Source organism: Tabrizicola flagellatus (assembly GCF_046295235.1).
GTDB lineage: Bacteria > Pseudomonadota > Alphaproteobacteria > Rhodobacterales > Rhodobacteraceae > Tabrizicola > Tabrizicola flagellata_A.
In genome coordinates this window covers 61,554-84,627 of the sequence record NZ_JBKBLV010000011.1, presented here as the reverse complement: position 1 = coordinate 84,627, position 23,074 = coordinate 61,554, and the positions used below count along the sequence as shown (strand labels likewise).

The window sequence follows — 23,074 nt, the reverse complement described above, 5'->3', positions numbered from 1 at the left end:
CGCGCGGCTCAGGCGCGGGGGTGGGCTTTTTCATAGACCTCCATCAGCCGCGCGGCATCGACGGCGGTGTAGGCCTGGGTGGTGGACAGGGAGGCATGGCCCAGCAGCTCCTGGATCGCGCGCAGGTCGCCCCCGGCCGACAAGAGATGCGTGGCAAAGCTGTGGCGCAGCGCATGCGGCGTGGCGGTCGCGGGCAGGCCGAGGCGCAGGCGCGCGCGCTCCATCGCCGCCTGGATCAGGCGCGGGTTCACCGCGCCCCCCCGCGCGCCGCGGAACAGGGGGGCGTTGGGCGCAAGCTCGAAGGGGCAGCGGGCCACATAGTCCGCCACCGCCTGCGCCGCCGCCGGTATGACCGGGACGATCCGCGTCTTGCCGCCCTTGCCGGTGATCCGCAGCACGCCGGGCAGCGGATGGTCGGCGCCGGTCAGCGCCAGCGCCTCGGAAATCCGCAGGCCAAGGCCGTAAAGCAGCGTGGCTATCGCGGTGTCGCGCGCGGCGATCCAGTCCTCGCGCGCATCGGCGCCGATCTCGGTGAGGATCGCCCCGGCGCCCTCCTCGCTCAGCGGGCGGGGCAGCTTGCGGCGGAACTTCGGGGCGCGGGCCGACAGGACCGTGGCCGCATCCGTCCCGCTGCGGTCGGCCGCCCAGGCGGTGAAGCCCTTGACCGCCGACAGCGCGCGGGCCAGCGACCGGGCCGACAGGCCGCGCCCGCGCTCCTCGGCCATCCAGGCGCGCAGGTCGGACTGGCTCGCGCGCGCGACCGAGGCGATGCCCTCGGCCCCGCCGCGATGGGCCACCAGGAACTTGAGATAGCGCGCCACGTCGCGGCGATAGGCCTCGATGGTGTTCGCCGCCGCCCCTTCCAGGGCGGCCAGCTGCGACAGCCATTGCGCCAGCGCCGCCCCCAGCGCGGGGGGCAGGAAGGGGTCGCTCAGCCCAGCCACCGGCGCATCGTCCGCTCGAAGACCCCGGCGAAGAAGGCCAGCAGGTCGGTGCCATGGGTGGCCTTGAACTGGTTCGGGTCTTCCGAGGCGAAGACCAGCATCCCCGGCAGCCGCCCCGGCCCGAGGTCCAGCTTCATCAGCGCCTCCGACCGGATCTCGTCGGCCAGCGGGCCATAGAAGGCAGCGGCGAGCCCCGTGACGGCGCGCAGCACCACCGGCCGCCCCGGCCCGTTGCGGCCGTTCGTCAGGTAATGGCCGACGAAGCCCTGCGGGACCACCTGCAACACCTCGCCCAGCCGGCGCAGCACCGGGTCGGACTCGCCATCCTCCTGCAAGGTCTCCAGCACCAGCCGCACATGATCCACCCGCAGGATCTGCGCCACCTCGCCGGTCAGGCTGGCGATGAAGGCCTCGAAATCCGTGGGCTCCAGCATCTGCAGCACCGCGCGGTGCACCTGGTTGGTGCCCGCGAGGTTCTCGTAGGCCGCGGCGATGACGGACCGGTGGGTGTCCTCTAGCCGGTCGAGCCGCGCCTCCAGCCGCTGCATGGCGATGCCGCGCAGATCGACGACATTCTCGCCGAGCGCGCGTTCGTTGGCGGCAACGAGGGCGTTCATCACGTCGCGGTCGTCCAGAAGACGTTCCGGCTCGGCAAGGATGCGCGCGCGCAGGTCGGGTTCGATCATCGGCGAGTCTCGGGCGGTTCTTGCATCTGTGTCCGGGACTATAGGCCGAAGCCGCAGGTTCTGGCGACAGGCAACACGGCGGCGCGCGGGGGGCTGTGCGATCCCTGCAACAGCCGGGTCACAGGAAACTCTGCGGATCGATGTCCACCGCCAGCCGCAGATCCTTCGGCACCCTGACCTGCGCCAGCCATTCCGCCAGCGCCGCCTGCAACGGCGCCCCCTTCTCGGCTTTCACCAGAAGCCGCACCCGGTGCCGACCCCGCACCCTTGCGATCGGCGCCGGAGCCGGACCCCAGACCTCGGCCCCGATCCGCCTCAGGGGCTCCGACCGACGCGCCAGCTCGGCCCCGAAGTCGAAGACCTGCGCCACATCGGGCGATGACAGGATGATCCCCGCCATCCGTCCATAGGGCGGCACGCCCGAGGCGCGGCGCTCGGCCGCCTCGGCCCGCCAGAAGGCCTCCTCGTCGCCCCCGAGGATCGCGCGGATCACCGGATGCTCGGGCTGATGCGTCTGGAGCCAGGCCTCGCCCCGCCGTTCCGCCGTCCGCCCCGCCCGCCCCGCGACCTGGCGCATCAGCTGGAAGGTCCGCTCTGCCGCCCGCAGGTCCGACCCTTGCAAACCCAGATCAGCGTCGATCACCCCCACCAGCGTAAGGAGCGGAAAGTTGTGCCCCTTGGCCACGATCTGCGTGCCGATGATGATATCCGCCCGGCCGGCCGAAATCTCGGCTATTTTCTCCTTCAGCGCCCGCGCCGACCCGAACAGGTCCGAGGACAGCACCGCCACCCGAGCCTCGGGGAACCGCGCCGCCACCTCCTCGGCCAGCCGCTCCACCCCCGGACCCACGGCGGCCATCCGGCCCTCGACCCCGCAGGAAGGACAGGCCACCGGCACCGGCTTCGTCGCCCCGCACTGGTGGCAGACCAGCCGCTTCTGGAACCGGTGTTCGACCATCCGGGCATCGCACTGGTCGCAACCCACCTGATGCCCGCAGGCCCGGCAGAGCGTAACGGGCGCGAACCCCCGCCGGTTCAGGAACAGAAGCGCCTGCTCTCCCCGCGCCACCACGGCGCCGACCTTCCCGGCCAGCGTCTCGGAAATCCAGCGGTCCCCCGGCAGCTTCTCGGCCCGCATGTCGATCGCCCGCATCTCGGGCATCTCCGCCGCGCCGAAGCGCGCGCCCAGATCCAGCCGCCGATACTTCCCCGCCTCGACGTTGGCCCAGGTCTCGAGGCTGGGCGTGGCGCTGGCCAGCACCACCGGACACCCGCAGATCGCCGCCCGCAAGACCGCCATGTCCCGCGCGTTGTAAAGAACCCCGTCCTCCTGCTTGTAGGAGGTGTCGTGCTCCTCATCCACGACGATCAGCCCGAGGTCCCGGAAGGGCAGGAACAGGGCGGACCGGGCGCCGACGACCAGCCCCGCCTCGCCTTCGGCCGCCATGCGCCAGAGCCGGCGGCGTTCCGTCATGGTGACGCCGGAATGCCACTCGGCCGGCCGCGCGCCGAAGCGGGCCTCGACGCGGGTCAGGAACTCGGCGGTCAGGGCGATTTCAGGCAGAAGGACCAGCGCCTGCCGCCCCTGGCGCAGACATTCGGCCACCGCCTCCAGATAAACCTCGGTCTTGCCCGACCCGGTGACGCCTTTCAGCAGCGTCGCCGCATAGTCCCCGCGCGCGACATCGGCGACCAAGGCATCCCCCGCCGCCACCTGATCGCCCTGAAGCCGCATCCCGACATCGGCGCGCAAGCGCGGATAGGGCGTGTCGCGGGGGGCGTCCTCCTCGGCCACGACGCCCAGCTTCACCAGCCCCTTGATGACGCTTGCCCCGCAGCCCGCCGCCTCGGCCAGCTCGCCCAGCGTGACCGGCGCGCCGCCATAGTCGCGCAGGGCCTCGATCACCCGGTGCCGCGCCTCGGTCAGCTGGTTCGGAACCGGGCCCGCCAGCCGATAGACCCGACGGGTGGAGGGCGGATCGCCCAGTCCTGGCGCGCGGGTGGCAAGCCGCAGCATGGCGGGCAGGGGGGTCAGCGTATAGTCGGCCGCGCGGGCCAGGAAGGCGCGCAGTTCCGCCCGCATCGGCCGCGCGTCCAGCACCCGCGTAACAGGGCGGATCTTCGCGGGGTCGAACCCGCCTTCGCCCGGCCCCCAGACCACGCCCAGCACCCGGCGGGGCCCCAGCGGCACCTCGACGAAGTCCCCGTCGCCACAGCCGCCCTCGGGCGCGCGGTAATCGAGCAGCCGCCCCCCCAGCGCGCCGCCCAGGGCTTCCGCAAGCAGCACCCCCACCAGGTCGCCCGCACGATAGACCCGTTCGCCCAAGCTGCAACCTTTCGTTTACCGGAGGTTTCGGGTAAACCGCCCACCGAGAGCATTCAACCCCGCCGTTGCGCCCCCCGCAACCGCACCAGGGAGGACCCCATGAAATTCTTCATCGACACCGCCGACGTTGACGCGATCCGCGAGCTGCACGACCTCGGCATGGTGGACGGCGTGACCACCAACCCCTCGCTGATCCTGAAATCGGGCCGCGACATCCTCGAGGTAACGAAGGAGATCTGCTCCTTCGTGACCGGCCCGGTCTCGGCCGAGGTGGTGGCGGTCAAGGCCGACGAGATGATCGCCGAGGGCCGCAAGCTGGCCGCCGTCGCCCCGAACATCGCGGTGAAGGTGCCGCTGACCTGGGACGGGCTCAAGACCTGCAAGGTGCTGACCTCGGAAGGCTTCATGGTCAACGTCACGCTCTGCTTCAGTGCGAACCAGGCGCTGCTGGCGGCCAAGGCGGGGGCCACCTTCATCTCGCCCTTCATCGGGCGGCTCGACGACATCAACCTGGATGGGCTGGACCTGATCGGCGACATCCGCACGATCTACGACAACTACGACTTCAAGACCCAGATCCTGGCCGCCTCGATCCGCTCGGCGAACCATGTGAAGGACTGCGCGATGATCGGCGCGGACGTGGTCACGGCGCCGCCGGCGGTCATCAAGGCGCTGGCGAGCCATGTCCTGACCGACAAGGGTCTCGACCAGTTCCTGAAGGACTGGGCCAAGACCGGGCAGAAGATCCTCTGACCCCCGGAACGCTCCTCGGCGACTTCGTCCCTCGTCGCAGGTCCCGCGAGGAGAAGACGAAGTCGCACGACGAGCCCGTTCTCAGTCGTCCGACATGTCCACCGGCGGGGGCGAGACGAAGACATGGTCCCGCCCCGTGGCGTCGGTGATCACCACCTCGGCCATCGGTGCGACCGTGCCGTCGGCGCCCAACGCCGAGGACGGGCCAGTGAACAATTGGCGCAGGATGTTGGGGGTCTCGACCGCCCGCACCGCATGGCCGCAGCCCGGTCCGCAACTCTCCAAACGGCCCGAGCCTCCCGCCTCGGCCCCGCAGGCGAGGCAGGAGCTGCCGTCCGACAGCGCAAGCGTCAGCACATCCGCCGACAGCCGCGCCGCCTGCCGCTAACCCGCCGTGACGCAGCCCGCCAGCAGTCCCGTGATCAGAAACCGGCGCATCCGCGCTCTACCTTCTACAAGGGCCAGATCAGCGGGATCAGCGCGCAGACGACCAGCATCAGGATGATGTTCAGCGGCACGCCCACCCGCGCGAAGTCCGAGAACCTGTAGCCCCCCGGGCCATAGACCATCATGTTGGTCTGATAGCCCACCGGCGTCGCAAAGGCGAGCGTGGCCGAGAACATCACCGCCACCACGAAGGGCCGCGGGTCGTGGCCCAGGTTCTCGGCCAGCCGAATCGCGACCGGCGTGTAGATCACGGCCACCGCGTTGTTCGACAGGAACTCGGTCAGCACCAGGCCGATGAAATAGACCATCAGGATCAGGACGAAGGGGCCGAGGTTCTCCATCCAGGGTGAAACCGCGCCGACCAGAAGCTCGACCGCACCGGAATTATCCAGCCCCTCGCCGACTGCCAGCATGGCGAAGATCATCGCCAGAAGCCGGCCGTCCACGAAGGAGAACGCCTCGTCGCTGTCCACGCAGCGGGTGACCAGGATGCCCGCCACGGCGATCACGGTCAGCGGCAGGATCGGCGCCACCTCCAGCCCCGACAGCGTGACGATCAGCGCGATCGCCGCCAGCGCGATCGGCGCCTTGGACCGGCGGAAGGCCATCACCCGAGGGCGGTTGATGTCCAGAAGGTTCATGTCCGCCGCCAGCCGCTGGATGTCCTCGATCGTGCCTTCCAGCAAGAGCGTGTCGCCCACTCGAACGATCAGGTCGTCCAGCTGCCGGCCGATGTTCTGGTTGTGCCGGTGCACCGCCAGCACATAGACCCCATAGCGCCGCCGCAGCCGCAGGTCGCCCAGCCGGTGCCCCTCCATCCGGCAACCCGGTCCGATCAGCACCTCGACCGTCTCGGTCTTGACCGACGAGAGCTTGTCCACCAGATGCACGTCCTTGCGCGCATGAAGGCCCATCAGTTCCGTCATCTCGGTGCGCAGGACCACCCGGTCGCCCGCCTCCAGCGTCACCGCCGCCAGATCGCGCCGCAGGCTGGCGTCGCCGCGCAGGACGTCGATCACCCGCACCCCGTCGCGCTTGAAGATGTCGATGTCCAGCACCGGCTGGCCGATGAGCGTGCTGTCCTCGGGCACCGCGACCTCGGTGAAGAACTTCATCTTGCGCTTTTCGCTGAGAAGCACGCCCATCGACTGCCGCACGGGCAGCAGCCGGTCGGCGAACAGGGCCAGGAACGCGCCCCCGACCAGCGTGACCGCGATCCCCAGGGGCGCGATCTCGAACAGGCCGAAATGCGCCAGCCCCTTGTCGGCCGCTACCCCGTCGACCAGGAGGTTGGTCGAAGTGCCGATCAGCGTGATCATCCCCCCCATCACCGTCATGTAGCTGAGCGGGATCAGCAGTTTCGACGGCGCGGTGCCGATCTTGATCGCCAGCTGGATCACCACCGGGATCATCACCGCGACGAGCGGCGTGTTGTTCATGAAGGCCGAGGCCAGCGCGATGGCCCCGATCAGCACTGCGACCGTCAGCCTGGGGCGATTCCCCGCATGGCGGGTAACCTCGGTAACGACGGCCTCGACCGCGCCGGTCCGCACCAGGCCGCCCATCACCAGGAACAGCATCGCGATGGTCCAGGGCGCCGGGTTGGCCAGCACTGCGGTCGCCTCCCTCACCGGCAGGATGCCAAGGATCAGCATCAGCGCGGCCCCGGCGATCGCCGTCACTTCGACCGGGATGCGTTCCAGCACGAACAGAACGAACATCACCACCAGGATGGTCAGCGCGACCCAGGGCTCGGTGGTGGCGGGCAGGTCGATTCCGAACATCACAGCCCCGTCTTCCGCGCCGTGCGCTGGCGCGACTGCACCAGCGTGACGCCGCCCAGCATCACGGCCAGCGCCAGCCAGACCGTTGCTGCCGGGCGCTCTCCCAGAAGCACCATCGCCCAGATCATCCCTGCCGCCGTCACCAGATAGCTCGACTGCGCCGCAAAGACCGGTCCGGCCCGCGCCGCCAGCCAGACATAGGTGGCGTACAGAAGGCCATGCAGGGTCGAGGACAGGGCCAGCGCGGCCTCTTCGCGCCCGACCGGCCAGGGCACATAGGCCTGGCCGGTCCCCAGCATCAGCGGAAATGTCAGGATCGCCGCCGTCAGGCTGACCCCGAACATCGCCTGAACCGGGTCCATCCCCGCCATGCCGAACCGCGCCACGAAGGTCGCCTCGACCGCGTAGAGCAGCGGCCCGCACAAGGCGACCGGCAGGAAGGCGATCATCCCGCGGTCCGGCAGGCTGGTCGAGGGCAGCGCGATCAGCACCACCGCGACAAGCCCGAGGATCAGCCCGAGGAACCGCATACCGTCGAACCGCTCCATGCCAAGGACAAGAGCAAGCGGGAAAGCCATCATCGGGATCGTCGAGATGATGATCGACATGATCCCGGACGGCAGCCGCTCGGCCGAGGTGTAGAAGGTCAAACCGGGCAGGACCGTGCCGAGGACCGCCACGATCCCGTAGAAGGTCAGCGCCTGGCGGGTAAGGACCAGCCCCCGCCCGCGTGCCAGCGAGATCATCCCCAGAACCACAGTGCAGATCACCGCCTGCCAGAAGGTCAGCCCAAGCGCGCCGGCGCCGCCTTGTGTCGCGATCTTGCCGAGCGGCTGCGTGGACCCCCAGCCGATCCCCAGCCACAACAGGATGCCAAGGAACAGCCAGCGACCGGGTTGCCCGTCGCGCCCGGTGCCCTGCGGCAGGGCAGCCGCCGGCGCCGCGGCATCCGGTCCGCTCACGGCGTCGCCTCCTGCAGGCGTCCGCCGACCCGGATCATCCGCACCCGCGTCGCCAGTCCGGTGCGGTCGTCGGTCTCGACATAGACCCCCGACAGGGTCGCCTCGCCCCCGGCAGGCTCGAACCGGCCCTTCGCCATGCCGGTGACAAAGCGGCGCAGGGGTTCGAGCTTTTCCATCCCGATCACGCTGTCGTAATCGCCGCACATTCCCGCATCCGACTGGTAGGCGGTCCCCTTGGGCAGGATCATGGCGTCGCCGGTGGGAACATGGGTATGCGTGCCCACGACCAGCGAGGCCATGCCGTCGCACCAGTGCCCCATGCCCATCTTCTCGGACGTGGCCTCGGCATGGATGTCGACGATTGCCGCCTGCACCACGCCGCCCAGCGTGTGCGCCTTCAGCACGTTTTCCAGCGCCGAGAACGGGTCATCGAATGGCCGCTTCATGAACACCTGCCCCAGCGCCTGCGTCACCAGCACCTTGCGGCCCTGAGTCGCCTCGAACACCCGGGCGCCCCGGCCCGGCGCGACCTTGGAGAAGTTCAAGGGCCGCACGATCCGCGGTTCCTGTTCGATGAAGGTCAGCATGTCCTTCTGATCGAAGGCATGATCGCCCAGCGTCAGGCAATCCGCACCCGACGCCAGAAGTTCCTTGGCATGTTCGCCGGTGATCCCCGCCCCCTGGCTCGCGTTCTCGCCGTTGACCACTACGAAATCCAGGCCCCAGGCCTTCCGCAGACCGGGCAGCCGACCAGTTACCGCAGCACGGCCGGACCGGCCCACGACATCACCAAGGAATAGCAGTCTCATGTCGCTTGGATTAGGCGGGGGGGCGTCCGCCGGCAAGTGAATTGGCAGGCTTCAGAGCAGAAAACACACCGAAAAGCCCATGCTCCTCGCTTGACTCGCGGCATCGGGAAAACCGCCCGAAAAGAAGAATTGTCGCCGAAAATTCTTCGCCCCCGCCGCACGATTCGCCGCTCAGGGTTAACGCCGCGCCCCCCCTTTCGGTCCGCCCGACGGATGCCAGACAGGAGGCAGACGGAAAGCAGGCCGGAATTCTTCAGCCAGATCATCAGGTTACCACGGCGCACACCCGACCCCTTTCCCCAATCCGTGCCGCCGCATTATCTCTTCGTTCATGACGAAGCTTGCCCCAGCCCTCTCCGCCTGGTTCGCCGCCAAGGGCTGGACCCTCCACCCCCATCAGCACCAGATGCTGGACCGCGCGCAGGATCCCGCGACCCTGCTCATCGCGCCCACCGGGGGCGGCAAGACCCTTGCGGGATTCCTGCCCAGCCTGGCCGAACTGGGCGAGGCGCCAGCCCCCGGCCTTCACACCCTCTACGTCTCGCCGCTGAAGGCTCTGACCGCCGACATTCGCCGAAATCTCGGGTTGCCGATCGAAGGCGCGGGCCTGAGGATCCGCGTCGAGGACCGCACCGGCGACACCTCCTGGACCCAGCGCCGCCGCCAGCGCGCCGATCCGCCGCATATCCTGCTGACCACACCGGAAAGCCTTGCGCTGCTGCTCAGCTACGAGGATGCCCCCCGGATCTTTCAAGGATTACAAAGGGTTATCGTCGACGAGATTCACGCCCTGGCCGAATCGAAGCGCGGCGACCAGCTTGTCCTGCAACTCGCCCGCCTCCGGTTGCTCAACCCCGCGCTCCGCCTGGTGGGCCTGTCCGCCACGGTCGAGAACCCCCCGGCGCTCGCCCGTTTCCTCGCCCCCCGGACCACGATCCTTGAGGCCGATCCCGGACCCGACCCGGACATCTCCATGCTGGATACCGAGGCCCCGCCCCCGTGGAGCGGCGGCGGCGGCCGCTATGCCATCCCGGCGATCCTGAACGAGATCACCCGCCACAAGACCACCCTCATCTTCCACAACACCCGCGCCCAGGCCGAGCTCTTCTTCCACGACCTCTGGCTGGCCAACACCGAGGACCTGCCCATCGGCATCCACCATGGCTCGCTCTCGCGCGAAAGCCGCGAAAGGGTGGAAAAAGCCATGTCCGACGGGCAGTTACGCGCGGTGGTCTGCACCGGCTCGCTCGATCTCGGCATCGACTGGGGCGACGTTGACCTTGTGATCCAGGTCGGCGCGCCGAAGAACGTCAAGCGCCTCGTCCAGCGCATCGGCCGCGCCAACCACCGCTACAACGCGCCCTCGAAGGCACTCCTCGTGCCCGCCAACCGTTTCGAAGTGGTCGAGTGCCAGGCCGCCCTCGACGCCGTCCGCGCCCACAACCTCGACGGCGAACCCCGCGGCGCCGGACCCCGCGATGTCCTCTGCCAGCACATCCTCGCCACCGCCTGCGCCGGCCCCTTCGATGCGGACGAGCTTTACGCCGAGGTCATCACCGCCGGCCCCTATGCTCTTCTGACTAAAGAGGAATTCGACGCCTGCCTCGATTTCGTGGCCACCGGAGGCTACGCGCTGCGGGCCTATGACCGCTGGCAGCGCCTGAAGCAGACGAACGGCAAATGGCACCTGCGCGACCCTCGCGCCGCGGCGCTGATCCGGCAGAACCTGGGCACCATCATCGACATCGAGACGCTCAAGGTCCGCCTCCGCGGCCAGGGTGCGCCGCTTGGCGAGGTCGAGGAAAGCTTCGCCGCCACCCTCACCCCCGGCGACACTTTCCTGATCGGCGGCCAGATCGTCCGCTACGAATCCTTGCGCGAAATGACCGTCGAGGTCTCGCGCAGTTCCGGGCGCGACCCGAAGGTTGCCGTCTTCAACGGCACCAAGTTCGCGACCTCCACCCTCCTCACCGACCGGATTCTCCAGATCTTCCAGCAGGAAAGCTGGCCCGATCTCCCCGCGCACACCGCCTGGTGGCTTGCGAGACAGCGCGAGGTCTCGCGCCTGCCCGACCCGCGGTCCCTGCTCCTGGAGTCTTTCCCTCACGACGGCCGCGAACACCTGGTGATCTATGGCTTCGCGGGACGCAATGCCCAGCAGACCCTCGGCCTTCTCGTCACCAAACAGATGGAATCGCAAGGGCTTGCACCGTTGGGCTTCGTTGCCACCGACTACGCAACCTTGATCTGGGGCCTCGACCCCGTCACCGATCCCGCCCCGCTGTTCGACCTGGCCACGCTGCGCGACGGCCTGGACACCTGGCTTGCCGGCAACGCGGTGATGAAGCGCACCTTCCGCGCCACCGCCATCATCGCCGGGCTGATCGAACGCGCCCACCAGGGCCGCCACAAGACCGGTCGGCAGGCGACCTTCTCGTCCGACATCCTCTACGACACGCTGCGCCGCTACGACCCCGACCACCTCCTTCTCCAGATCACCCGGGAAGAGGCGTTGCGCGGCCTGATCGACTTTTCCCGAATCGAGACCATGCTCGCCCGCATCCAGGGTCGCATCGACCTGATCCGCCTCCCCCGTGTCACCCCCCTCGCTGCGCCTCTGTTCTTCGAGCCCGGCCGCATCCCCGTCCATGGCGAGGGCCGCGACCGCCTGGCAACCGCCCAGGCGCAAGCCCTGATGGAAGCCGCCGGCCTTGCCTAAGCTCTTGCTCTTTTGCAAATACTCCCGCCGGAGGCGCGACCCTTGCCAGAAGCGCCGCCCTCGGGCAGGTAGGCGCCCATGCACCACGCGCTTTCCTTCCACGGCGAAACGCTGCACCTCCTGCCCTCCGGCGCGCTCTACTGGCCCGCACGGGCGACGCTTGCCGTCTCGGACCTGCATCTCGGCAAATCGGAACGCCTCGCCCGGCGCGGTGGTACGCTCCTGCCGCCCTACGAAACCCAGGCCACGCTGGAGAAGCTGGACCATGACCTGGAGCAGACAGGGGCCGAGAGGGTCATCTGCCTCGGCGACAGTTTCGACGACCTTGCGGCGCTGGACGGGATCGAGGAAGCCTCACGCCTCTGGCTGGTCCGGTTGATGGCCGGGCGCGACTGGACCTGGATCACCGGCAACCACGATCCGGGGCCGATCGAGATCGGGGGGACCCACCGGTCTGAACTGCCGATGGCCCCCTTCACCTTCCGCCACATCGCCGACCCGGCACAACGGGCCGAGATCTCGGGGCATTACCACCCCAAGGCGCGCCTTGCCGGCCAGTCGCGGCCCTGTTTCCTCGCCGATGCCGACCGGCTGATCCTGCCCGCCTATGGTGCCTATACCGGGGGGCTGAGCTGCACCGACCCGGCTCTTGCCGCGCTCATGGCAAAGGACGCGCTGGCCATCCTGACCGGCCCGCGCGTCCTCGCCATTCCCATGCCACGCTGAACCCAGGAATTTTCGGCGAAAATTCTTGGGTTGCCGTCAGGCCGTCAGCCCCTCGGGCTCGGCCAGGCCATGCGCCCGGCAGCAGGCGGTCAGCGTATTGGCCAACAGGCAGGCAATCGTCATCGGACCGACCCCACCCGGAACCGGCGTGATCGCCCCCGCGACCGGCGCCGCGCTTTCAAAGTGGACATCCCCCACGAGCTTGCCCTTGCCGTCACGCTCGATCCGGTTGATGCCCACGTCGATCACCGTGGCGCCGGGCTTCACCATGTCGCCGGTAATCATCTCGGGCCGACCGACCGCCGCCACCAGGATATCCGCGCGGCGGCAGACCGCTGCCAGGTCCCGTGTCCGGCTGTGGGCGATCGTCACGGTGCAGCTGTCACCGAGGAGTAGCTGCGCCATCGGCTTGCCGACGATGTTCGACCGGCCGACGACCACCGCCTCCAGACCGGCAAGCTTGCCATGGTGATCGCGCAGCATCATCAGGCAGCCGAGCGGCGTGCAGGGCACCATCGACTTCTGCCCGGTGCCCAGAAGCCCGACGTTCGAAATGTGGAATCCGTCCACGTCCTTGGCAGGGTTGATCCGGTTGATGACCAGTTCCGAATTCAGATGCCCCGGCAGCGGCAGTTGCACCAGAATTCCATGCACCTTCGGGTCCGCGTTGAGCCGATCGATCAGGGCCAGAAGGTCGGCCTCCGAGGTCTCGGCCGGCAGGCGATGTTCGAAGGATGCCATTCCGACCTCGATCGTCGAGGCATGCTTGTTCTTCACATAGACCTTGGAGGCCGGGTCTTCGCCGACCAGCACCACCGCAAGGCCCGGCTGGAGTCCGTGCTCCTCCTTCAGCCGCGCCACATGCTCGGCAACCTGCGCCCGCACTCCCGCCGCGAAAGCCTTGCCGTCGATCACCTTGGCCGTCATGTCCTATCCCTTCCGAAGACTGTCCGGTCCAAGCTTGCTTTCCTCGCGCGCGATGGACCAGTCGATCAGCCGCCGCCACAGCTTTTCCACCAAGTCGGGCGGCAGCCCGTAGGTGTCGGCGTGGCGGCGGACGTTTCGTACCACTTCCTCTACGCGGGCCTCGATACGGGCGGGCAGGTCAACCTCTGCCTTGATCTCGGCCGCGCGGTCGATAAAGGCCGCCCGTTCCGCAAACAGCCGGACGAGATCTTCGTCCAGCCGGTCGATCTCGGCCCGGATATGGGCCATGGTCGTGCAGTCGGCGGGCTTTCGCATCGTCTTCTCCTTCGGCGAGGCCCCCCCGAGATAAGGGGAAGCCCCGCCAGAGGCAATGCGACCGCTTAGAACAGGCCCTCGACCTGGCCTGCGTCATTCAGGCGGATCACCTCGGCGCTCGGCACCTTGGGCAGGCCGGGCATGGTCATGATCTCGCCGCAGATCACCACGATGAAGCCGGCGCCGGCGGACAGCCGCACCTCGCGCACCGGGACCGAATGGCCGGTCGGCGCGCCGCGGACGTTCGGGTCGGTGGTGAAGCTGTACTGGGTCTTGGCCATGCAGATCGGCAGGTGGCCATAGCCCGCGGCTTCCCAGGCCTTTAGCTGGTCGCGGATCGACTTGTCGGCGATCACCTCGTCGGCATGGTAGATGCGCTTGGCGATGGTCTCGACCTTCTGGAACAGCGGCATTTCGTCGGGGTAGAGCGGCGCGAAGTTGGACGCCCCGCTTTCCGCCAGCTTGACCACGGCCTTCGCCAGATCCTCGATACCCGCCGACCCTTGCGCCCAGTGCTTGCAGAGGACAGCCTCGGCGCCCTGTTCGGCGACATAGGCCTTCACGGCGGCAATCTCGGCGTCGGTGTCGCTGTAGAAGTGGTTGATCGCCACGACGACCGGCACGCCGAAGCTCTTCACGTTCGCGATGTGGCGGCCGAGGTTCGGGCAGCCCTTCTTCACGGCCTCCACGTTCTCGGCCCCAAGGTCGGCCTTGGCGACGCCGCCGTTCATCTTCATCGCGCGCACCGTGGCCACGATCACCGCCGCCGCCGGCTTCAGCCCCGCCTTGCGGCACTTGATGTCGAAGAACTTCTCGGCCCCGAGGTCGGCCCCGAACCCGGCTTCGGTCACCACATACTCGCCCAGCTTCAGCGCGGTCTTGGTGGCGATGACCGAGTTGCAGCCATGGGCGATGTTGGCGAAGGGGCCGCCGTGCACGAAGGCCGGGTTGTTCTCCAGCGTCTGCACCAGGTTCGGCTGCATCGCATCCTTCAGGAGAACGGTCATCGCGCCGTCGGCCTTGATGTCGCGGCAGTAGATCGGCTTCTTGTCGCGGGTATAGGCCACGACGATGTCGCCCAGCCGCTTCTGCAGGTCTTCCAGGTCATTGGACAGACAGAGGATCGCCATGACTTCCGAGGCGACGGTGATGTCGAACCCGGTCTGGCGCGGGAAGCCGTTCGACACCCCGCCGAGGCTGACCACGATGTCGCGCAGCGCGCGGTCGTTCATGTCCATCACCCGGCGCCAGACGACCCGACGCTCGTCGATGCCCAGGTCGTTGCCCCAGTAGATGTGGTTGTCGATCATCGCCGACAGCAGGTTGTGGGCCGAGGTGATGGCGTGGAAGTCGCCGGTGAAGTGAAGGTTCATCTCCTCCATCGGCACGACCTGGGCCATGCCGCCGCCCGCCGCGCCGCCCTTCATCCCGAAGTTCGGGCCAAGGGACGCCTCGCGGATGCAGATCACCGCCTTCTTGCCGATCCGGTTCAGCCCGTCGCCCAGGCCTACGGTGGTCGTGGTCTTGCCCTCGCCCGCCGGAGTCGGGTTGATCGCGGTGACGAGGACCAGCTTGCCGTCGGGTTTGCCGGCGAGGCTCTTGATGAACTCCTGGCTTACCTTGGCCTTGTCGTGGCCATAGGGCAAGAGATGCTCCGAGGGGATGCCCAGCTTGGCTCCGATCTCCATGATCGGCTTCTTCTTCGCTTCGCGCGCAATCTCGATGTCGGTCTTGAAGGCCATGTGTGTCTCCCCAATGGGCTTTTCTGCGGGCTTGTCTGCGGCAAATGTGCCGTTTGCGACGTGATACCGGGCCGAAGGCACTTGCCGAAGGCGTTTTGCGACCTAAAGGCCGCGAAAATCGCCTTGCCGCGTTTCCGATAAGAAACCCGCCGCGCGTAGGGCGAAATTTCCCCCTGTTTAACTAATTTTCCGCTGCGTCTGCTCTGGCTGCCAGGCCCGCTGCGCCGGGACGTGCAACCGCATCTCGTCTCCCAGCCGCAGCACGCCCTCGCGTTCCACCCAGGCGGTGACGCCCCGCTTGCCCTCGGCCGCCCGCTTGAAGCCCTTGCCCTGTCCCGGCAGCGCCTTCTCGATGGTGACCGCGGGCTCCTGGCAAGGCAGGTTTTCCATGTCCACCACCAGCGTCACCCCGTCCGGCCCCTGCAACCTGCTGGAGGGGGGCAGGTGGGTGAGGTCGGGGATGCCCTCCAGCACCAGAGAGGCGCCGACCCAGGCGTAATCCATCTCCGCAAGACCCATGTCGCGGGCGACCTCGGCCATCTCCTCGGCGCTGACCACGCAAAGCTGGCGCACGTTGCGGATCTCGGTGTCCCTCGGGTGCTGCTTCAGCACCCGGCTGCACGAGGGGCGCGTCAGCCCGGCATGGACCTCGCCCGCGTAGCCGGAGAAGGTCAGCGGCATTTCGGCCAGCGGGGCGGCGGTGATGACCAGCTTCTCAACCGGCACGGGCTGGTAGCCCAGCCAGACGACGCGGGCGGTGAAATCGGTCAGGATCAGGGCGGGCATCGCTTGTCCTTTGTCAGAGCCAGTTCTTCCAGCGGAAGATCAGCCAGGGCACAACGGCCGAGACGACCATCAGCCCCAGTGCCATGGGATAGCCCCACGTCCAGGACAGTTCCGGCATGTGTTCGAAGTTCATCCCGTAGATGCTGGCGATCAAGGTCGGTGGCAGGAAGACGAAGGCCACGACCGAGAAGATCTTGATCACGTCCGACTGGCGGATGTTGATGACGCCCAGCGTCGCGTCGAGGAGAAAGCGGACCTTGTCCGCCTGGGTGGACGCGACCTCGCGCAGGCTGCGGATGTCCTGGAGCAGGGTCTTGGCCTGGGTCCGCGTGGCCTGTGCCATGCGCAGCGGCGAATGGCTTTCCTTGTCGGCGGTCAGATACCCCAAGAGCCGCACAAGCGTGCCCAGGCTTTCATTGACCTTGGCGTTCACATCCTCGGCCTGGCCGATCCGGCGCAGCACGTCGGACAGGCCATCTGCCTCTTCCTGGACGCGTTCGGCGCCGAACAGCGACTTCGACAGCACGTCCAGTCGTCGCGCTTCGCCCTCCAGGATGTCGGCCAGGCGGTCCACCACCGCCTCCAGGAGGCCCAGCAGCGCATCGACCCCGCAGCGGATCGGCGTGTCGTGGCGCGCGGCCCAGTCCGCGAAATGGGCGAACGAGCCGGGATGGTGATAATGCACGGTGACCAGCCGGTCGGGCAACACCACAAAGGTCACCGGGCCGATGCTGATCTTTTGCTCTGCATCGGTCGCCACCACCTGGGCGGTCAGGAACAGCGCGCCGTCCTCGCGGTATATCCGGGAGGAGACCTCGATCTCCTGCATGTCTTCGCGTGTCGGAATGTCGATCCCGAGCGCGGCCTCGACCGCATCCTCTTCTGCCACGGTCGGCGCCTCGAGATCGATCCAGACCGCTTCGCCGAGGTGCTGGTGCTGGTCGGACAGCTTGGCCAGCCGGTTGCCCTGGGAAATGTACACCGTGATCACGCTGCCGCTCCTGTCGTTCGGCAGGAAGACTAGCGGGGGCTGGTCACAAGAAAAAGGCCCCGAGATTGCGGGGCCGTTCGTCGGTCACAATGGCGCCGGTTCGGGCTCGGGTCCCGGCTTCTTTGCACGCGACTTGGTCTTGGGAATCGCCGCGACCGAGGCGGTGCCGCCACCCGAAGGGGGCATATCGGCCTTGTCGTCACCCCCGAGAGGTTCGCCCGCGATGACCTTGCGGATCTCGTCCCCGGTCAGGGTCTCGTATTCCAGAAGGCCCTTGGCCAGCCGCTCCCATTCATCGCGCTTTTCCAGCAGGATGCGGCGCGCGGTCTCGTAGCCCTCGTCGATGAAGCGCTTCACTTCCTGTTCGATCAGCTTCTTCGTTTCGGCGCTGACCGAGAAGCCCCCGGCATTGCCCTGATATCCTTCATGCGCCTCGGCATAGTCGATATTGCCGACGACTTCCGACATCCCCCAGCGCAGGACCATTGCCCGTGCCAGAGCGCTGGCCTGCTGGATGTCGCCCGAGGGCCCATTCGACACCGCGTCCTCGCCGTACTTGATGATCTCGGCGGCCTTGCCGGCCATGGTCATGGCGATGCGCTGCTCGCACTGATCCTTGTGCCAGTTCAGCCGGTCCATTTCCGGCAGGCTCATCACCATGCCGAGCGCCCCGCCGCGCGGGATGATCGTCGCCTTGTACACCGGGTCGCATTTCGGCAGGGCCATTCCGACGATCGCGTGGCCGGCCTCGTGATAGGCGGTCATCTCCTTCTGTTCGGGGGTCAGCACCATGCTGCGGCGTTCGGCCCCCATCATGACCTTGTCCTTGGCGTTTTCGAAATCGACCATGGTCACGAACCGCCGCCCCGCGCGCGCGGCCATCAGCGCGGCCTCGTTCACCAGGTTCATCAGGTCGGCGCCGGAAAAGCCGGGCGAGCCGCGCGCGATGGTGCGCAGATCGACATCCGGCCCCAGCGGAACCTTGCGGGCGTGGACCGACAGGATCTTCTCGCGCCCCTTGATGTCGGGGTTCGGCACATGGATTTGGCGGTCGAACCGGCCCGGACGCAGGAGTGCAGGGTCCAGCACGTCCTTGCGGTTGGTGGCGGCGATGATGATAACGCCCTCGTTCGCCTCGAACCCGTCCATTTCCACCAGCAGCTGGTTCAGGGTCTGCTCGCGTTCGTCGTTGCCGCCACCGATGCCCACGCCGCGCGCGCGGCCCACGGCGTCGATCTCGTCGATGAAGACGATGCAGGGCGCGTTCTTCTTGGCCTGCTCGAACATGTCGCGGACGCGGGAGGCACCCACGCCGACGAACATTTCCACGAAATCCGAGCCCGAGATGGTGAAGAAAGGCACCCCCGCCTCACCCGCGATGGCGCGGGCGAGAAGGGTCTTGCCGGTGCCGGGCGGGCCAACCAGCAGCGCGCCCTTCGGGATCTTGCCGCCCAGGCGGCTGAACTTCTGCGGATTGCGCAGGAATTCGACGATTTCCTCAAGCTCTTCCTTGGCCTCGTCGATGCCCGCCACGTCGTCGAAGGTTACGCGCCCCTGCTTCTCGGTCAGAAGCTTTGCCCGGCTCTTGCCGAAGCCCATGGCCCCGCCGCGCCCGCCGCCCTGCATCCGGTTCATGAAGTAGATCCAGACCCCGATCAGCAAGAGGAAGGGCAGGAAGGACAGAAGGACCGAGACGAAGCCCGACTGCGCCTGCGGCTCGGCCTGGACCTCGACACCCTTGGCGATCAGCTCGCGCGACAGGTTGTCGGTCACGATGTCGCCCGGTGGCTTGATGGTGACATAGGAATTGCCGTCCTTGCCGATCACCACGACCCGCTCGCCGTCGAGGACGACCTTCGACACCTGCCCGGCCTCGACCCGCTCGATGAAGTCGGAATAGGTGAGCGACCGGGACGACATCGTGGTCTGGTTGCCCGAAAACAGCTGGAACAGCGCCATGACCAGAATCAGAAGCACGACCCAGAAGGCGATATTGCGCGCGTTGCCCAAGGTTAGGGATCTCCCGAATGCGCCGTCGGCCCCCCATGGGACCACGGCGACTTTGGGGCTAAGATAAACCTTTGTGGCCCGGGTTCAATCACTCAGTCCGAAAAGGTGAAACGGTCGGTCCAGTTTCGCCTGCCACCCTTCGCCGCACCCTGCGACCGGCGCGGCAAGCAGCCGGTCGCCCTGCCAGACCCCGGGTGTCACATGCAGCACCTCGCGAGGCAGGCCCGTTGTCCGCCAGTCCCGCAGCTGCCGCAGCCCCTCGGCCGCCAGCGCGCGCACCTCGCCCTCCGGCCCATCGACCCGCCAGCGCCCGTCCCAGAGCCCGCCGACCGGAACCGGCCCGCCCACCGCGCGCGGCTCGCGCATCAGCCAGCCGGACCGGGCCCGGCATCCGGCCAGCGTCGCATGCCCACCCTCGATCAGCACCCGGCCGATGCGCGCAATTTCGGCGGCGCGCGGGGCGTAATCCGACGGCGACAGCCACATCAGCCCGGCAATCACCACCTGCCGCTGCACCTCGGCGGGCTCCGACCAGAGCTGGGCATCGAAGCGCAGCGCCCCGGCGCGCTCTGCCACATGTTGCGAAGCCGCCGCCGCAACCTGCGCTGCCAGCGCCTCCTGCACCCGGGCGAGATGCCCCGCCACCTCGGCCAGCCGCGACGCGGTGATGCCCAGAGGCGCCAGAGCCGCCAATGCCTTCCGCGCGCGGGTCCGGGCAAAGCGGTCGTTCTCGTTCGTTGGATCGTCGATCCAGCCGATGCCCTCTGCGCGCAGCCAGTCGCGCAGCTCTGCCCGTCCGGCTGCCAAGAGCGGGCGGCGGAACTCGACCCCGGCCTCCTGCCAGAGCGGGCGCATCCCGGACAGACCGGCAAGCCCCGCCGCGCGGGCAAGACCCATCAGCACCGTTTCGGCCTGATCGTCGCGGGTATGCCCAAGCGCCACGGTGCGGATGCCCCGCGCCGCGGCCCAGCCGGCGATCAGCGCCCGCCGCGCCCGCCGCGCCGCATCCATCAGGTTGCCCGCAACCTCGCCATGCTCCCAGACCCGGACCTCGTGCCGGACGCCAAGCGCCGCGCAGGCAGCGGCGACCGCTCTCGCCTCGGCGGCGCTTTCGGGGCGCAGCCGGTGATCCACCGTCACCGCCTCGACCGACAGGCCCGCCCGCAGCGCCAGATGCAGAAGGGCGGTGGAATCCCCACCGCCCGACAAGGCAATTCCGACCGTCTCATCCTGCGGCAGGCCCTTGCGGATCAGGTCGACAAGGCGATCCTGCCCTACTGGCACCCGTAGCCCTGCATCGCCACAGTGGACTGTGTCGCGGCCATGCTGCCCGGGAAGCGCGCGCCGACCTCGGCCAGGGTCACGCAGGCCTCCTGCACCTGACCCAGCGCGCCCAGCCCCTCGCCCAGCTTCAACAGCGCGTCGGGGGCAAACGGCCCCTCGGGTGCGGCCGAAAAGGCGTCGAGGTAGGCGCGGGCCGCATTGCCAGTATCACCCAGTTTCGAGAGAGCCTCGCCGCGCAGGTAGTGCGCCTCGGGGATCAGCGGCCCGCCAGGATAGGATTGGGCATAGGTCGCAAAGAGCGCTGCAGCCCCTTGAAAGTCACCTTGACCGAGCACCTCCTTGGCCCGGTCGAAGTCTGCCTGTTCGGCTACTGCAAGTTCCGCCCCGCCCGTGCCCGTCGTGCCCGTGCCTGTTCCGCCCGAGGCCACCGGCGGCGCGACCGCCGGAGCCGCCGCCCCGCCCGAGGCGCCGCCCAGCACCGAGGTCGCCCCCAGGTTGGCCGGATCGCAGCCCTCGGTCACCTCGCACAGGCGGTATTCGATGTCGCCGATCCGGTTCGTCCCGTCATTGACAACCCGGTTCAGCCGCAGCTCAACCTCTTCGGTGCGCGCGGTCAGTCGGGCCAATGACGCCTCGATCGTGTCCATCCGGGTCAGCGCATCGCCCCCCGCTGCCCCGCTGTTGATCGCGCCGGTCGAGATCAGCTCGGATTTCAGCGCGTTGAACTCGGCGGCCAGCGCGGCCAGTTCGGACCGGATGTCGGCCAGCGTCTGCTGCCGGTCCTGGGCATGTCCCAGGACCGGCAGCAGACAGAGGGCTACGCTCAGAGCGAGGCGCCGCATGCGGTCAGACCCCGGCGCCCGCCGACAGCACGGTGACGGCGCGGCGGTTCTTCTGATAGCAGGCTTCAGAGGAGCAGACCTCGATCGGGCGTTCCTTGCCGTAGCTGATGGTGCGCATCCGGTTTGCGGCGACACCCTGGCTGATCAGGAAGTTCTGCACAGCGGCCGCGCGGCGGGCGCCGAGGGCGAGGTTGTATTCCCGCGTGCCCTGTTCGTCGGCGTGGCCCTCGATGATCGCGGCATAACCGGGGTTCTGGTTCAGCCATTGCGCCTGGGCGGTAAGGATCTGGCGCGCCTCGGGCGAGAGGGTGGACTGGTCCACCGCGAACAGCACCCGGTCGCCGACGCGCTGGTTGAAATAGGCGATCGACGTCGGGTTGTTCGGATCGCCAAGCCCGGTGGTGTCGATGCCGGCTCCGCCCATGCCACCGGCACCTCCGGCTCCGCCCGCGCCGCCGGCGCCGTAACGGTCAGGGTTGTTGCAGGCCGCAAGGGCAAGCGCGGCGACCAGAAGCAGCGATTTCGCGGCAAGGCTCATTGGGGGCATCCTTCTTGTTGGCTTGTTGGCTCGATTGCGGGCCAGATTAACAGCTTTGCGCCGCCGAGGGAATCGGCGGCGCGTCACATTTCACGGCAAAAGCGGCGACCAGGCGGGGTCGCTGGCCGGGCCATCGGTCGGGATCTGCTTGAGGTTCCGTCCGGTGATGTCCACCGACCAGAGCGAGGTTTGCCCGCCGGCACCCGCCGTCTCGCGGGTGAACATCAGGACGCGCCCGTTCGGCGCCCAGGTCGGGCCCTCGTCCAGGAAGCTGGCGGTCAGCAGGCGTTCTTCCGACCCGTCGGTGCGCATCACGCCGATGTGGAAGCGCCCGGCGTTCTGCTTAGTGAAGGCGATGTAGTCGCCGCGCGGGGACCAGACCGGGGTGCCGTAGCGGCCCTCGCCGCCCGAGATCCGCGTCCCTTCGCCACCGCCAGCCGGCATGATGTAGATCTGCGGCGTGCCGGTCCGGTCGCTTTCGAACACGATCTGGCTGCCGTCCGGGCTGAAGCTGGGCGCGGTCTCGATCGAGGGCGAATTGGTCAGCTGCCGCAGCCCGCCTCCGCCCAGCGACAGGGCGTAGATGTCGGTGTTGCCGCCGCGTTCCAGGCTGAAGACCACGGTCTGCCCGTCGGGCGAGAAACGCGGGGCGAAGGTCATCGTTCCGGGCTGTTCCTCCAGCGTCTGGCGACGCAGCGAGCCCACGTCCATCAGCGTGATCCGGGGGAAGCCGGTCTCGTAGCTGGTGTAGAGGATCCGGTCGCCGGTGGGCGAAAAGCGCGGCGCCAGGACGATCGCGCTCGAATCGGTGAGGTACTGCACGTTCGCGCCGTCGTAGTCCATCACCGCCAGCCGCTTGGCGCGGGCGTTCTTCGGGCCGCTCTCGCTGACGAAGACCACGCGGCTGTCGAAATAGCCGCCCTCGCCGGTGATCTTGGAATAGACCACGTCGGCCACCTTGTGCGCCATGCGCCGCCATCCCTGGGTCGTGCCCGCGAACTGCAACGCCGCGCCGTCCAGCACCTGGCCGTTGAACACGTCATAGGCACGGAACTTCACCGTGATCCGGTCGCCGGCCACGCTGACCGCGCCGGTGACCAGCACCTGCGCGTTGATCGCCTTCCAGTCCTCGAAGGCGATGCCGCCGTCGAAGCTGGTGATCCGGCTGATATGCGCATCCTCGCCGATGGTGCGGAAGAAGCCGGTGCCCTCCAGGTCCGAGATCACCACCCGGGTGATCTGCCGCGCATAGTCCCCCGCGCCGCCCTCGTCCACGAAGGTCGGCACCGCGATCGGCATCGGCTCGATCACCCCCGGCCCGATGACGATCCGGGGCGGGCCGGACTGCGCCAGGACCGGGGCGGCCGCGAGCGACAGGATCCCCAGGACGACTGCCAGCAGGGTGCGGAAGGGTGTTCTCATGGGTCTGGTCATCGGCCTCATGCTCCGTTCTCTTGATTGGGATTGCCCGCCTGCCCGGCAG

20 protein-coding genes are annotated in these 23,074 nt (G+C 68.2%); 3 read left to right on the top strand and 17 right to left on the bottom strand.

Annotated features, from left to right (window positions below; genetic code table 11):
* Window positions 1-8 precede the first annotated feature (8 nt).
* The 3 genes from ACK4IU_RS06735 to ACK4IU_RS06725 form a co-directional block, all read right to left on the bottom strand.
* A complete protein-coding gene (locus ACK4IU_RS06735) occupies window positions 9-944 on the bottom strand; it encodes a tyrosine recombinase XerC (protein ID WP_409732924.1) in 936 nt (311 codons plus the stop codon).
* Window positions 932-1,630 carry a DUF484 family protein gene (locus ACK4IU_RS06730; protein ID WP_409732923.1) on the bottom strand — a complete coding sequence of 233 codons (699 nt, stop codon included), beginning with the start codon at window positions 1,628-1,630 and terminating at the stop codon, window positions 932-934. Before ACK4IU_RS06730 ends, ACK4IU_RS06735 begins: the two co-directional genes overlap by 13 nt.
* 118 nt (window positions 1,631-1,748) lie before the next feature.
* A complete protein-coding gene (locus ACK4IU_RS06725) occupies window positions 1,749-3,923 on the bottom strand; it encodes a primosomal protein N' (protein WP_409732980.1) in 2,175 nt (724 codons plus the stop codon).
* Window positions 3,924-4,055: 132 nt separating this feature from the next.
* On the opposite strand from ACK4IU_RS06725, the gene fsa reads away from it, so the two are divergent.
* Window positions 4,056-4,709: a fructose-6-phosphate aldolase gene (gene fsa / locus ACK4IU_RS06720; protein WP_409732921.1), complete on the top strand. Its 654-nt coding sequence runs from the start codon at window positions 4,056-4,058 to the stop codon at window positions 4,707-4,709.
* Between the two features lie 81 nt (window positions 4,710-4,790).
* On the opposite strand, the gene ACK4IU_RS06715 is transcribed toward fsa, so the two are convergent.
* From ACK4IU_RS06715 to ACK4IU_RS06700, 4 genes are all read right to left on the bottom strand, one after another.
* A complete protein-coding gene (locus ACK4IU_RS06715) occupies window positions 4,791-5,066 on the bottom strand; it encodes a hypothetical protein (RefSeq protein WP_409732919.1) in 276 nt (91 codons plus the stop codon).
* Between the two features lie 95 nt (window positions 5,067-5,161).
* Window positions 5,162-6,940 carry an SLC13 family permease gene (locus tag ACK4IU_RS06710; RefSeq protein ID WP_409732917.1) on the bottom strand — a complete coding sequence of 593 codons (1,779 nt, stop codon included), beginning with the start codon at window positions 6,938-6,940 and terminating at the stop codon, window positions 5,162-5,164.
* The gene (locus ACK4IU_RS06705; RefSeq protein WP_409732915.1) at window positions 6,940-7,902 is read right to left on the bottom strand and encodes a DMT family transporter; all 963 of its coding nucleotides are present in this window, start codon (window positions 7,900-7,902) and stop codon (window positions 6,940-6,942) included. Before ACK4IU_RS06705 ends, ACK4IU_RS06710 begins: the two co-directional genes overlap by 1 nt.
* On the bottom strand, window positions 7,899-8,711 hold the full coding sequence (locus tag ACK4IU_RS06700) for a YmdB family metallophosphoesterase (RefSeq protein WP_409732913.1): 813 nt from the start codon (window positions 8,709-8,711) through the stop codon (window positions 7,899-7,901). The genes ACK4IU_RS06705 and ACK4IU_RS06700 overlap by 4 nt, the downstream gene beginning before the upstream one ends.
* Before the next feature lie 331 nt (window positions 8,712-9,042).
* On the opposite strand from ACK4IU_RS06700, the gene ACK4IU_RS06695 reads away from it, so the two are divergent.
* Complete coding sequence (locus ACK4IU_RS06695) at window positions 9,043-11,430, top strand: ligase-associated DNA damage response DEXH box helicase (RefSeq protein WP_409732911.1); 2,388 nt, start codon at window positions 9,043-9,045, stop codon at window positions 11,428-11,430.
* Between the two features lie 78 nt (window positions 11,431-11,508).
* Entirely contained in the window at window positions 11,509-12,156 is a 648-nt protein-coding gene (pdeM, locus tag ACK4IU_RS06690; protein ID WP_409732909.1) for a ligase-associated DNA damage response endonuclease PdeM, read from the top strand.
* Window positions 12,157-12,192: 36 nt separating this feature from the next.
* On the opposite strand, the gene folD is transcribed toward pdeM, so the two are convergent.
* The 10 genes from folD to tolB form a co-directional block, all read right to left on the bottom strand.
* A complete protein-coding gene (gene folD, locus ACK4IU_RS06685) occupies window positions 12,193-13,083 on the bottom strand; it encodes a bifunctional methylenetetrahydrofolate dehydrogenase/methenyltetrahydrofolate cyclohydrolase FolD (protein ID WP_409732907.1) in 891 nt (296 codons plus the stop codon).
* Between the two features lie 3 nt (window positions 13,084-13,086).
* Window positions 13,087-13,398: a chorismate mutase gene (locus tag ACK4IU_RS06680; protein ID WP_409732905.1), complete on the bottom strand. Its 312-nt coding sequence runs from the start codon at window positions 13,396-13,398 to the stop codon at window positions 13,087-13,089.
* A gap of 65 nt (window positions 13,399-13,463) precedes the next feature.
* Window positions 13,464-15,140, bottom strand: a complete 1,677-nt coding sequence (locus ACK4IU_RS06675) for a formate--tetrahydrofolate ligase (protein WP_409732902.1) — start codon at window positions 15,138-15,140, stop codon at window positions 13,464-13,466.
* Between the two features lie 177 nt (window positions 15,141-15,317).
* The gene (locus tag ACK4IU_RS06670; protein ID WP_409732898.1) at window positions 15,318-15,926 is read right to left on the bottom strand and encodes an MOSC domain-containing protein; all 609 of its coding nucleotides are present in this window, start codon (window positions 15,924-15,926) and stop codon (window positions 15,318-15,320) included.
* Window positions 15,927-15,939: 13 nt separating this feature from the next.
* The gene (locus ACK4IU_RS06665) at window positions 15,940-16,917 is read right to left on the bottom strand and encodes a magnesium transporter CorA family protein (RefSeq protein WP_409732895.1); all 978 of its coding nucleotides are present in this window, start codon (window positions 16,915-16,917) and stop codon (window positions 15,940-15,942) included.
* An 84-nt stretch (window positions 16,918-17,001) separates the two neighbouring features.
* Window positions 17,002-18,927, bottom strand: coding sequence for an ATP-dependent zinc metalloprotease FtsH (ftsH, locus tag ACK4IU_RS06660; protein ID WP_409732893.1), 1,926 nt, complete (start codon window positions 18,925-18,927; stop codon window positions 17,002-17,004).
* Between the two features lie 84 nt (window positions 18,928-19,011).
* Window positions 19,012-20,211: a tRNA lysidine(34) synthetase TilS gene (tilS, locus tag ACK4IU_RS06655; RefSeq protein ID WP_409732890.1), complete on the bottom strand. Its 1,200-nt coding sequence runs from the start codon at window positions 20,209-20,211 to the stop codon at window positions 19,012-19,014.
* Window positions 20,202-21,053, bottom strand: coding sequence for a tol-pal system protein YbgF (ybgF, locus tag ACK4IU_RS06650; protein WP_409732888.1), 852 nt, complete (start codon window positions 21,051-21,053; stop codon window positions 20,202-20,204). Before ybgF ends, tilS begins: the two co-directional genes overlap by 10 nt.
* 4 nt (window positions 21,054-21,057) lie before the next feature.
* The gene (gene pal / locus ACK4IU_RS06645) at window positions 21,058-21,591 is read right to left on the bottom strand and encodes a peptidoglycan-associated lipoprotein Pal (protein WP_409732885.1); all 534 of its coding nucleotides are present in this window, start codon (window positions 21,589-21,591) and stop codon (window positions 21,058-21,060) included.
* Window positions 21,592-21,681: 90 nt separating this feature from the next.
* Window positions 21,682-23,013, bottom strand: coding sequence for a Tol-Pal system beta propeller repeat protein TolB (gene tolB, locus ACK4IU_RS06640; RefSeq protein WP_409732978.1), 1,332 nt, complete (start codon window positions 23,011-23,013; stop codon window positions 21,682-21,684).
* Window positions 23,014-23,074 lie beyond the last annotated feature (61 nt).

Coding starts and splice junctions, on each gene's coding strand:
- ACK4IU_RS06730 (WP_409732923.1), bottom strand. CDS start 1,630: ATGATCGAACCCGACCTGCGCGCGCGCATCCTTGCCGAGCCGGAACGT.
- fsa (WP_409732921.1), top strand. CDS start 4,056: ATGAAATTCTTCATCGACACCGCCGACGTTGACGCGATCCGCGAGCTG.
- ACK4IU_RS06710 (WP_409732917.1), bottom strand. CDS start 6,940: ATGTTCGGAATCGACCTGCCCGCCACCACCGAGCCCTGGGTCGCGCTG.
- ACK4IU_RS06700 (WP_409732913.1), bottom strand. CDS start 8,711: ATGAGACTGCTATTCCTTGGTGATGTCGTGGGCCGGTCCGGCCGTGCT.
- ACK4IU_RS06695 (WP_409732911.1), top strand. CDS start 9,043: ATGACGAAGCTTGCCCCAGCCCTCTCCGCCTGGTTCGCCGCCAAGGGC.
- pdeM (WP_409732909.1), top strand. CDS start 11,509: ATGCACCACGCGCTTTCCTTCCACGGCGAAACGCTGCACCTCCTGCCC.
- folD (WP_409732907.1), bottom strand. CDS start 13,083: ATGACGGCCAAGGTGATCGACGGCAAGGCTTTCGCGGCGGGAGTGCGG.
- ACK4IU_RS06680 (WP_409732905.1), bottom strand. CDS start 13,398: ATGCGAAAGCCCGCCGACTGCACGACCATGGCCCATATCCGGGCCGAG.
- ACK4IU_RS06675 (WP_409732902.1), bottom strand. CDS start 15,140: ATGGCCTTCAAGACCGACATCGAGATTGCGCGCGAAGCGAAGAAGAAG.
- ACK4IU_RS06670 (WP_409732898.1), bottom strand. CDS start 15,926: ATGCCCGCCCTGATCCTGACCGATTTCACCGCCCGCGTCGTCTGGCTG.
- ybgF (WP_409732888.1), bottom strand. CDS start 21,053: ATGCGGCGCCTCGCTCTGAGCGTAGCCCTCTGTCTGCTGCCGGTCCTG.
- pal (WP_409732885.1), bottom strand. CDS start 21,591: ATGAGCCTTGCCGCGAAATCGCTGCTTCTGGTCGCCGCGCTTGCCCTT.
- tolB (WP_409732978.1), bottom strand. CDS start 23,013: ATGAGAACACCCTTCCGCACCCTGCTGGCAGTCGTCCTGGGGATCCTG.